The organism is Gracilibacillus suaedae (assembly GCF_017599345.1).
Classification (GTDB): domain Bacteria; phylum Bacillota; class Bacilli; order Bacillales; family Amphibacillaceae; genus Gracilibacillus; species Gracilibacillus suaedae.
Genome location: NZ_JAGFVL010000034.1, coordinates 1 through 9,692, shown reverse-complemented (window position 1 = coordinate 9,692; position 9,692 = coordinate 1). Strand labels below are relative to the sequence as shown.

At 36.2% G+C, this 9,692-nt stretch carries 11 protein-coding genes and 1 rRNA gene; 10 read left to right on the top strand and 2 right to left on the bottom strand.

Annotation, left to right across the window (positions count from 1 at the left end; genetic code table 11):
* Positions 1-94, top strand: a 5S ribosomal RNA gene (rrf, locus tag J5J03_RS09745); the annotation flags it as partial.
* Positions 95-419: 325 nt separating this feature from the next.
* Here rrf and istB read toward each other — a convergent pair.
* Both istB and istA read right to left on the bottom strand, forming a co-directional pair.
* On the bottom strand, positions 420-1,172 hold the full coding sequence (gene istB / locus J5J03_RS09740) for an IS21-like element helper ATPase IstB (RefSeq protein ID WP_208589144.1): 753 nt from the start codon (positions 1,170-1,172) through the stop codon (positions 420-422).
* Entirely contained in the window at positions 1,165-2,454 is a 1,290-nt protein-coding gene (istA, locus tag J5J03_RS09735) for an IS21 family transposase (RefSeq protein ID WP_208589135.1), read from the bottom strand. Before istA ends, istB begins: the two co-directional genes overlap by 8 nt.
* A gap of 329 nt (positions 2,455-2,783) precedes the next feature.
* On the opposite strand from istA, the gene J5J03_RS09730 reads away from it, so the two are divergent.
* The 9 genes from J5J03_RS09730 to yabA all read left to right on the top strand — a co-directional run bounded on the left by J5J03_RS09730 (position 2,784) and on the right by yabA (position 9,380).
* Positions 2,784-3,539 carry a class I SAM-dependent methyltransferase gene (locus J5J03_RS09730; protein ID WP_208589132.1) on the top strand — a complete coding sequence of 252 codons (756 nt, stop codon included), beginning with the start codon at positions 2,784-2,786 and terminating at the stop codon, positions 3,537-3,539.
* A gap of 106 nt (positions 3,540-3,645) precedes the next feature.
* Complete coding sequence (locus tag J5J03_RS09725) at positions 3,646-3,831, top strand: sigma factor G inhibitor Gin (protein ID WP_163582980.1); 186 nt, start codon at positions 3,646-3,648, stop codon at positions 3,829-3,831.
* A gap of 87 nt (positions 3,832-3,918) precedes the next feature.
* Positions 3,919-5,355, top strand: coding sequence for an aminotransferase class I/II-fold pyridoxal phosphate-dependent enzyme (locus tag J5J03_RS09720; protein WP_208589131.1), 1,437 nt, complete (start codon positions 3,919-3,921; stop codon positions 5,353-5,355).
* 2 nt (positions 5,356-5,357) lie between these two features.
* Positions 5,358-5,978 carry a dTMP kinase gene (gene tmk, locus J5J03_RS09715; protein ID WP_331460463.1) on the top strand — a complete coding sequence of 207 codons (621 nt, stop codon included), beginning with the start codon at positions 5,358-5,360 and terminating at the stop codon, positions 5,976-5,978.
* 163 nt (positions 5,979-6,141) lie between these two features.
* Positions 6,142-6,471 carry a cyclic-di-AMP receptor gene (locus J5J03_RS09710; RefSeq protein ID WP_208589124.1) on the top strand — a complete coding sequence of 110 codons (330 nt, stop codon included), beginning with the start codon at positions 6,142-6,144 and terminating at the stop codon, positions 6,469-6,471.
* A 19-nt stretch (positions 6,472-6,490) separates the two neighbouring features.
* Positions 6,491-6,931, top strand: coding sequence for a YaaR family protein (locus J5J03_RS09705; protein ID WP_208589123.1), 441 nt, complete (start codon positions 6,491-6,493; stop codon positions 6,929-6,931).
* Between the two features lie 270 nt (positions 6,932-7,201).
* Entirely contained in the window at positions 7,202-8,191 is a 990-nt protein-coding gene (gene holB / locus J5J03_RS09700; protein WP_208589122.1) for a DNA polymerase III subunit delta', read from the top strand.
* 6 nt (positions 8,192-8,197) lie between these two features.
* A complete protein-coding gene (locus tag J5J03_RS09695; protein WP_163578584.1) occupies positions 8,198-9,025 on the top strand; it encodes a PSP1 domain-containing protein in 828 nt (275 codons plus the stop codon).
* Between the two features lie 13 nt (positions 9,026-9,038).
* Positions 9,039-9,380: a DNA replication initiation control protein YabA gene (yabA, locus tag J5J03_RS09690; RefSeq protein ID WP_208589121.1), complete on the top strand. Its 342-nt coding sequence runs from the start codon at positions 9,039-9,041 to the stop codon at positions 9,378-9,380.
* Positions 9,381-9,692: the final 312 nt, after the last annotated feature.

The following is a 9,692-nucleotide window of genomic DNA, read 5'->3' as shown; positions in this document are numbered from 1 at the left end:
CACACCTGTTCCCATGCCGAACACAGTAGTTAAGCTTTCCAGCGCCCATGGTAGTTGGGGCTCGCGCCCCTGCAAGAGTAGGACGTTGCCAGGCATTTTTAAAAACTTCTTAGTTATAGGACTAAGAAGTTTTTTGTTTACTTGTAAGGAAAGTATATAAACATTGGTATCACAACTTTTTTAGAGATTCCAATGCTATATTTTAGCGCTTTTTCGGGATAATAACCCAAGTTTTTAGCTCTGACATATGTTATAGAGTAATACTTAGCGTAGGCCGCCCATTTCAACTCCTGTGGGAATTGTTTGACCCGAAGATCCACTTTTTCGAGCGATTTTTGCTCGAAAAAGTTAGCTGAAGGGCAAACCTATAAATGTCAAGTTAATTATGTACAGTTTTGACTGTTTAAGAATGTACAATCTTAATCATTTTCTTTATCCAAATGATCTTTGATTCTGTAAGAATCACCTATGATATTTACCACTGTAGCGTGGTGTAAAACTCGATCTAAAATGGCATTAGCGAGTTTGGAATCTTGAAAGACCTCATCCCACTGCTTGAAATTAACATTGGTGGTCAGGATGGTGCTTTTCTTCTCGTACCTCATATCAATGAGTTGGAAGAAGAGTTTGGCATCTTCTTGATCAATAGGAAGGTACCCTATCTCATCAATAATTAATAGTTTATATTTCCTGTAATGTTTTAAGCGAGCTTCCAATCTATTCTCGGCCCGTGCTTTTTTTAGGTGCTGAATGAGTTCATGACATTTAATGAAATAAGTACTGTTACGATTCTTAGCTGCAGCTATTCCAATCGATGTCGCCAAATGTGTTTTACCAACTCCACTTGGTCCCAGAAAAACGATGTTTTCTTTATCTTCGATAAATCGTAATGTAGTAAAGTCTAGTATCTGTTGTTTATTAACCGACGGTTGAAACTCAAAGTCAAAATCCTTCACCTCCTTCAAGTGAGGAAAAGCTGCGACTTTGACCATGGAACGTACCATATTTTGCTCACGTCGATCTATTTCATGGTTTGTCCACTTAACGAGCGTTTCGACAAAAGATTGTTGGTTAGATACTGCTGTATCAATAATGTCATCAAGATGTTCATGCATTTGTTTTAGCTTCAAATATTCGAGATTTTTAACGAGTTGCTGGTAACTACTATTCATCTTTATAGACCTCCCCAATAGCCTCTAAATTTCTTTTTGACCAATCATCCGTATCAATACCTTCATGCGTATTCATAGATAAAACTTTTTCATAGTGTGATGGATCATAATTCAGTTTCATTTGACTAATGGGATGTCTAGCGATTAAGGCCGTGTTATAATAAACATGTATATGGTTATCATAAATTTGTAAACCAACGGTTTTTCCTTTGTATTCAGGTGGGACTGAATACTGGTTACTTTGATAAGTAATCATGCTTGATGGATTAACCTTTACAAGTTTATGAACGATTTTATATGAATCTCTTATAGACTTCCTGGGTAGGGGCTGTAGGAGATTCTTTTCTTGTTTAAAAGCCAATATAGGAATTTTTCCTGTTCCTTGGTGGTAGCTATGATTAGCACGTTCACTTAAGGATTGTACAAATTCATGTAACTCTTCATAATTTAATTGACCTTGATAAGCATGAATTTCATCCAATAATTTCATGACATTTTCGGCTTTTCCTTTCGTTTGTGGTTTACCTGCTTCACATGGTTTAAGGTTAAATCCGAAATCCTTTGAAAAATGATCAAAACGTTCGTTGACCACACCTTTTGAATAAGATGTTCTCGGATGATCCATAACAGTTTTCATGTTATCTGTTAGTAGTATTTTAGGTACGCCACCTAATGACTCAAAGGTTTCGGTAAGAAAAGACATGAGAACACTCTGTGATTTAGATAGCGTCAGGTAAAAAGCTTTGAACCGAGAATGTGATAATAATAAAACCGCAACATTCACATAGATAATTTCTCCATCCCGTGTGATATACTTTATATTTTCTTTCCAATCAAATTGAGCTTGTTCTCCAGGTGGGGTTTCAAATCTCAACACCGGTTTAGCTGAAGGTGTTCGTTTTCCGTTGGAAAAATAAGATTGAAACTCGGGTTTACTAGATATATAACTTCTAAAACGAGATTGTGAGCAATCTAATCCATGATTATCTGTTAAGTACTGCCACAACACCCTCTTATAATAAAAGACTTGCGGTGAATCTTCTGAAAGAAGAAGGGATATCACGCCATAATAATCATCTATTTTAGATTTCCGCCTTCTGGACTTACTAGGAACATATCCATTTAAATACTTATCAACTGTTCGTCGATCGACTTTTAGTTGCCGTGCTAGTTCACTCTTATTAATTTTCATCCCAAGACTCTCCATCATTAGTTTATATTTGGATAAGTCTGTCAGACTATCCACTTTAAAGTCAGTTGTTAAATTAATCGATAAATGCATTCTCCTCACCTCAAATTAAGTATGCATTTATCGGTCAGGGTTGTACATTCTTAAATGATCATTTATGTACATTTATAAACTAGCATTTATACAAACCCCACGGAAAGGGAAGTGGGCAGCCGAAGTGGTGATCAAGCTGTTCAAATATTTCATAATTACTACCAAACCAAAGTAATATACATCCGATTAGCATTTAATAAAGGACCGGTGAGGTTTAAAGAAAATAGGGTTCTACCGGAAATCGTTATCTATTTAAAATGATTTTTATAAAAAGGTACCCTTGTCCTAAACATTAGTATATAATGTTTGAAAAGAAATGGAGGGGTTTTATGGATTTCTGGTCTTCTGCTTTGTATGATGAAAGGCATAGGTTTGTATCGAACTTGGGTGAAGGTGTGATGCATTTACTTTCTCCAAAGGAAGGAGAGCGGATACTTGACGTAGGGTGTGGTACTGGTGATCTTGCAAATGAAATAGCCAAAATGGGTGCTAATATTACAGGAGTAGATCGCTCAGCTAATATGATACAAGAAGCTCAAAATAAGTACCCAAACCTTCATTTTCAAATAATGGATGTATATGATATGGAGTTTCACAATGAATTTGATGCCGTATTTTCTAATGCTACATTGCACTGGGTGACGCAACCAGAGCTGGCATTAGAAAAGTTATATCAAAGCTTGCATTCAGATGGAAGGTTAGTAGCTGAGTTTGGTGGTAAAGATAATGTGTTATATATAAGACAGGCGATTCAGGATTCTTATCATCAATTGTTTCCAACATATGATCAATTAGAGGAACCATGGTATTTTCCAAGTATAGGAGAGTATGCTTCGCTAATGGAGGAAGTCGGATTTAAGGTCAGTTATGCAAGGTATTTTGCAAGGCCAACTCCATTGGATGGAGAAGAAGGATTGAAAAATTGGATTATTATGTTTGCTGCAGGTTTGTTAGCCCATTTGAATAAGACTGAAACAAACCAATTAGTTAACCATGTTGAACATAAATTAAAACCATTGTTGTACAAAGATCAACAATGGCTTGCAGATTACTGTCGAATTCAAGTGATTGGATACAAGAAATAAAAATGTTTCACGTGAAAAAACAATAAAATTGTCGAAGTAAAAAAATCTATTATTCTTTGTATATTATTTACTAGATTGGCCATACTACTTAATGGAGGTGTGGCATATGGGGAAGAATATTCATATTTGTGGTATATGTAATCAAACAAAGGAAGACGGAATTTTTTTATATCAACTTTATATTTGTCAGGAATGTGAGGAAAAAATTATTTCTACGAGTCCCAAAGACGAAAACTATCAATTCTATGTAGAAAAATTACGTGCTATCAATCAATCTTCTTATACTATATAATGGAGTCACTACTAGTGATTCCATTTATTTTTTTCTAAATTTACATAAGCTATCAATACAGATTATTTATAAAAGAGAGGCCATAGGATGGATAACAAGCAAAATCAAACACCACTCTATCAAGCAATTAGAGACTTTAAAGATAACAGAAATGTATCATTCCACGTTCCAGGCCATAAAAATGGAGAAATATTTGTCTCTAAGGCGAAGGAACATTTTCAATCGTTTTTGCAAATGGATCTAACTGAATTAGATGGAGTAGATGATTTACATGCACCAGAGGGTATTATTAAAAAAGCACAAGAATTAGCTGCTGATTGGTTTCAATCTAACTATACATATTTCTTAGTGAATGGCAGTACTGTAGGAAATTTAGCTATGATATTAGCAAGCTGTAATTCAGGAGATCAAGTCCTCGTACAGCGAAATTGCCATAAATCGATTTTGCATGGGATGGAGTTAGCAGGAGTCCAACCAATATTCCTGCCTCCAGCTTATGATAAACTCAATCAGAGGTATACAGCACCTTCTGTAGCAACTGTAAAAGGGGCAATAGCTAAATACCAAGAGGCGAAAGCAGTTATTCTTACCTATCCAGATTATTTTGGAGACATATATCCAATTCAAGAAATTATTGATCTTGCTCATTCTTGTAACATAACCGTTCTAGTGGACGAAGCACATGGCTGTCACTTTTCTTTACCTTATCTATCTGCTCCATCTGCTGTGGAACTGGGGGCAGATATTGTTGTCCAGTCCGCACATAAGATGACACCTGCTTTAACGATGGCAGCATATCTTCATGTACAAAGCAGTCGAGTAGAGCGAGAGAGGATAAGCTATTATTTGCAAATGTTACAATCAAGTAGTCCATCGTATCCCATTATGGCAAGTCTGGACTTAGCTAGGTATTATTTAGCTACTTTTACGCCAGAACAAAGTGATATTTTATTTGCTTACATAGAAAAAATTCGTGCATGTTTTAATAATAGTGATGACTGGATCTTAGAACAGAGCGATGATCCATTAAAAATATGTTTACGAGTTAAAGAAGGAGTAAATAGTCAAGATATCAAACAACTATTTGCAGAAGAAAAGCTATATCCAGAATTAATGACGGACAAACATATACTATTTATTTTGGGATTAGAGCCAACAATTGATCCTGACATTTTAAAAGATAAAATAAGGAGAATTACTGATAGATTAATTTTTTCCTTTAAGCATGCTAAAATAGAAGATAAAAATCATTACTTTAACGAAGATATTACACCACTAGCATTATCATATGCAGATATGCAACATCAACAACAAAAGTGGTGCAGTTGGGAGGATGCATCTGGTAAAATTGCTGCAGAGGCAATTATTCCATATCCGCCTGGAATTCCCTTGCTTGCAAAAGGGGAGGAAATCAGAGAAACAACAGTAGAAAAGATACAAGATTTATTTGAACAAAAAATGAGTTTTCAACCAAATAATCGAAGAAATGGTTTATATATTTATGATCTAACAGAAGGAGAATGAACGTGTTTATAACATTTGAAGGTGGCGAAGGTGCTGGGAAAACAACTATCATTAACCGGCTGGCACAACGCTTAACAGAAGAGGGATTTCAAGTAATCCAAACAAGAGAGCCAGGTGGTATTCCAATTGCCGAAAGAATTCGTGATATCATTTTAGATACAAAGAATACGATGATGGATGCACGAACAGAGGCATTATTATATGCTGCTGCACGAAGGCAACATTTAGTGGAGATAGTAGAACCTGCATTGAAAGAGGATAAAATTGTACTCTGTGATCGTTTTGTAGATAGCAGTCTTGCTTATCAAGGAGCAGCACGTGGTCTTGGTGTGGAGGAAGTTTTTCAAATAAATCAATTTGCAATTGCAGACCAGATGCCAGACCTTACCTTGTTTTTTGATATACATCCTGAAGAGGGATTAAAACGAATTAATAAAAATGTAGAAAGGGAACAAAATAGGTTAGATTTAGAATCATTATCTTTTCATCAAAAGGTTTATGAAGCATATCAACAATTACTTACAAAATTTCCTGATCGTATCGAGAGAATTGATGCGAATTTTGATATAATAGAAGTAGAAGAACAATCATATAAAAAGGTAAAAGCATATTTATCACGGTGAACCTCCATGAGCTCTTATTTAGAAGCATTAAAGAACTATAAGTGGTGGATAACGGATGCTAGTACCTTGATAAAATTATTGCTAACACAGCAAGATGAAGTAATCTCTTATTGATGGAAGTCTCATTTTATACTAAGGTGAAATAAAAAAGGAGGTGGCAATTGTGAAATTAATTATGGCGGTTGTACAAGATAAGGATAGTAATCGTTTGATTGATGCACTTGGAGAAAAGCAGTTTAAAACGACCAAATTATCATCTACTGGTGGGTTCTTAAAGGAAGGCAATACGACACTGATGATTGGTTGTGAGGATGAACATGTAGATGATGCACTAGATATTATCCGTGATAATTGCAGCCAACGAGAGCAATTGGTTTCACCTGTTTCTCCGATGGGCGGAAATGTGGACTCTTATATTCCACGACCAGTTAATGTCGAAGTTGGTGGAGCAACAGTATTTGTCGTACCTGTCGATTCTTTTCATCAATATTAAAAGGTAGGTTTCACCATTTATGAAAATTAGCCAAGAAATGCGCACACAACTCGAAGCATTGAACAAAAAGGATCAACAATCAAGGCCAACATCACAACGGTTTGATACGATGGTCAAGCAGCAATCAACACAATTAAAACAAGTCGAGCTGCAAAAATTAATGAGTGAATTGACTGCTCAAGGACAGAAAATTGCTCGGTTTCGTTCCTTTAAAGATCTCGCTGCATATAAAAGAATGGTCAAGCGATTTGTCAAAGAAGCAGTGGACTACGGGATGGGGTTGAAACAATCGCACAGTTTTATGTTAGATGGAGATAACCGTAGATTAACCATTGTAGAAGAAGTAGATGAAAAGTTAATGGAATTAACTGAATCTGTTATGGACCAAGAAAAAAACTCTATTCAGATCTTGGACTTAATTGGAGAAATAAAAGGACTCCTCATTAACCTATATACGTAAGCATACAGAGGGTAGATTAGTGGAGGAAACTAAATCCATCCTCTTCTTTAAAAAAGCAAGGATAGCTATTCAGATGGAGTTGCCATTTTGAAAGATAACTAGTGCAAGTCAATCGCTATAGCAAACCCCACTGAAAGGGAAGTGGTCAACCGGAGTGGTGGTTATTCGGTTGATATATTTCACAATGGCTATTTAGCATATAGCGATAAGGACTGGGCGTGATGTGTCCAGTTTTTCTTACTCAATACAAAGAGGAAAGTAGGCAATATTATGGACACAGTATGGGCGGACATGTTAGAAAAACAATCTGTTGTCAGTAAGATGGTAATGAACAGTATCAAAAAATCAAGAATATCTCACGCCTATCTATTCCACGGTGATAAAGGTACAGGAAAGTATGAGCTTGCACTCCTTTTTGCAATGAGTATCTTTTGTAAAGAACGGACAACTATCGATCCATGTCATCAGTGTAGTGACTGTCGTCGGATTAAAAGTGGGAATCACCCTGATTTACATATTATCATCCCTGATGGAGCAAGTATTAAGAAAGAACAGATCTTACATTTGCAAAAAGAATTTACATATACAGGGCTAGAGTCCAATAAAAAGGTATATATTATATCACAAGCGGAAAAAATGACCGATAATGCCTCTAATCGGTTGCTGAAGTTTTTAGAAGAACCTAGTCAGCAAACAACTGCAATTCTGTTAACAGAGAATAGTCATTCGCTACTGTCTACGATTCGGTCCAGATGCCAGATGATTGCATTTAAACCACTAAACCCCAAGCAACTAGAAGAAAGTTTACAAAGAGAAGGTTTAACAGAAGTAAATGCCCGTTTAATGACTCAAGTAACTAATAATGTAACAGAAGCGGTCGAAAAGAGTAAGGATACTTGGTTTGCACAGTCACGAAAATTAGTGGTACAATTAGTTGAAATGCTTCAACATAATTCAGACGAAGTGCCAATATTTGTGCATACGCAGTGGATGCCACATTTTAAAGAGCGTACACAGTTGCAGGAAGGGCTTGATTTATTATTGTTATGGTTCAGAGATATTGTTCATTATCATTTAGATGAACCTTCTTGGGTTGTGTTTGCTAATCACCATAATAAGTTGGAAACAGCAGCTATGTATTGGTCTATCAACCATGCAACAAATAACTTACAATATATTATGGATGCTAAAAGAAAATTAGAACAAAATGTGCATCCACAGTTAGTATTGGAGCAATTAACACTTCAAATACAGAGGTGAATATTTGTGATAGAAGTTATAGGTGTCCGTTTTAAAAAAGCGGGTAAAATATATTATTTTGATCCAGATGACTTAAAAGTTGATACTGATGATTATGTCATTGTGGAGACTGTCAGAGGAGTAGAGTTTGGCAAGGTTGTTGTTGCGAATAAGCAAGTCGATGAAGAAGATGTTGTTCTTCCCCTCAAGAAAGTAATCCGTATTGCCAATGACAAAGATAAATTGATTGTCGTGGAGAATAAGGAAATTGCCGAAGAAGCTTATCAAACATGTCAGGGGAAAATAAAAGAACATGAATTGGAAATGAATTTAGTCGATGTAGAATACACTTTTGATCGCAATAAAGTCATTTTCTATTTTACAGCTGATGGCAGAGTTGATTTTCGTAATTTAGTAAAAGATCTTGCTTCTGTCTTCAAAACACGTATTGAATTACGTCAGATTGGGGTTAGAGATGAGGCAAAGCTTTTAGGCGGGATTGGACCTTGTGGTCGTATGCTTTGCTGTTCTACATTTTTGGGTGATTTTGAACCAGTATCGATTAAAATGGCGAAAGATCAAAACCTTTCCTTAAATCCGTCTAAAATTTCTGGTCTTTGTGGTCGCTTAATGTGTTGTTTGAAATATGAGAATGATGATTATGAAACGGCTAAAAAAGAGTTACCGGATCTAGGTGAAGAAATAACGACAGCTTATGGCCATGGAAAGGTAGTCGGACTCAATATACTTGAACGCCTTATTCAAATCGAAATTCCAGAAAAGGAACGTATGATTGAATATACATTAGATGAACTAATAGATGAAGGAGTTATTAATACCCAGGCCACAGAATAATGGGGTGGAGTACGTGAAGAAAAAGGAATTATTTGAACAAGTTTCTGACATGGAAGAACAAATTGGTCAATTATATCAGCAATTAGGGGATTTGAAACAGCAGTTAGGCGAAATGCTGGAAGAAAATCACCGGTTGGAGATGGAAAATCATCACCTCAGACAACGATTGGACAATGAACCGGAAAGTTCCGATCAAAATGAACAAGTTGATGATGAAGCTGGAATTGGCGAAGGATACGATAATTTAGCCAGACTTTATGAAGAAGGCTTTCATATTTGTAACGTTCATTTTGGAAGTCCAAGACAAGAAGGCGACTGTCTCTTTTGTCTGTTATTCCTTAACAAAACCAAATAAACCAAACGAAGGCTGGCATATTCAATTGTCAGCCTTCGTTTTAGAAATAAAGCTGAAAAAATATGAACAAAATACATAAACTGCGAAGTAAAGTGGACATAGATTTGCTCTCTTCCACTTTGCATTTTGATAAGTGCTGCCATACGCTCCGGCAGAATACTGCGCTTTCCGTGGGCACGGCCTCCGCCTCCTCGGAAAGCAAAAGTCGCTTTCCTGCGGGGTCTTCAGACTCGCGTAAGTTCCCATAGGAGTCTCCGTATTCTGCCTCCGCTAAGCGTAGTGTTCTGATTTTCGAAAGAAGAGAACTTTTGG

What these genes read in the sequence shown, in the direction of transcription:
- istB (WP_208589144.1), bottom strand. Translation starts at nt 1,172, where the DNA reads ATGAATAGTAGTTACCAGCAACTCGTTAAAAATCTCGAATATTTGAAG.
- istA (WP_208589135.1), bottom strand. Translation starts at nt 2,454, where the DNA reads ATGCATTTATCGATTAATTTAACAACTGACTTTAAAGTGGATAGTCTG.
- J5J03_RS09730 (WP_208589132.1), top strand. Translation starts at nt 2,784, where the DNA reads ATGGATTTCTGGTCTTCTGCTTTGTATGATGAAAGGCATAGGTTTGTA.
- J5J03_RS09725 (WP_163582980.1), top strand. Translation starts at nt 3,646, where the DNA reads ATGGGGAAGAATATTCATATTTGTGGTATATGTAATCAAACAAAGGAA.
- J5J03_RS09720 (WP_208589131.1), top strand. Translation starts at nt 3,919, where the DNA reads ATGGATAACAAGCAAAATCAAACACCACTCTATCAAGCAATTAGAGAC.
- J5J03_RS09705 (WP_208589123.1), top strand. Translation starts at nt 6,491, where the DNA reads ATGAAAATTAGCCAAGAAATGCGCACACAACTCGAAGCATTGAACAAA.
- holB (WP_208589122.1), top strand. Translation starts at nt 7,202, where the DNA reads ATGGACACAGTATGGGCGGACATGTTAGAAAAACAATCTGTTGTCAGT.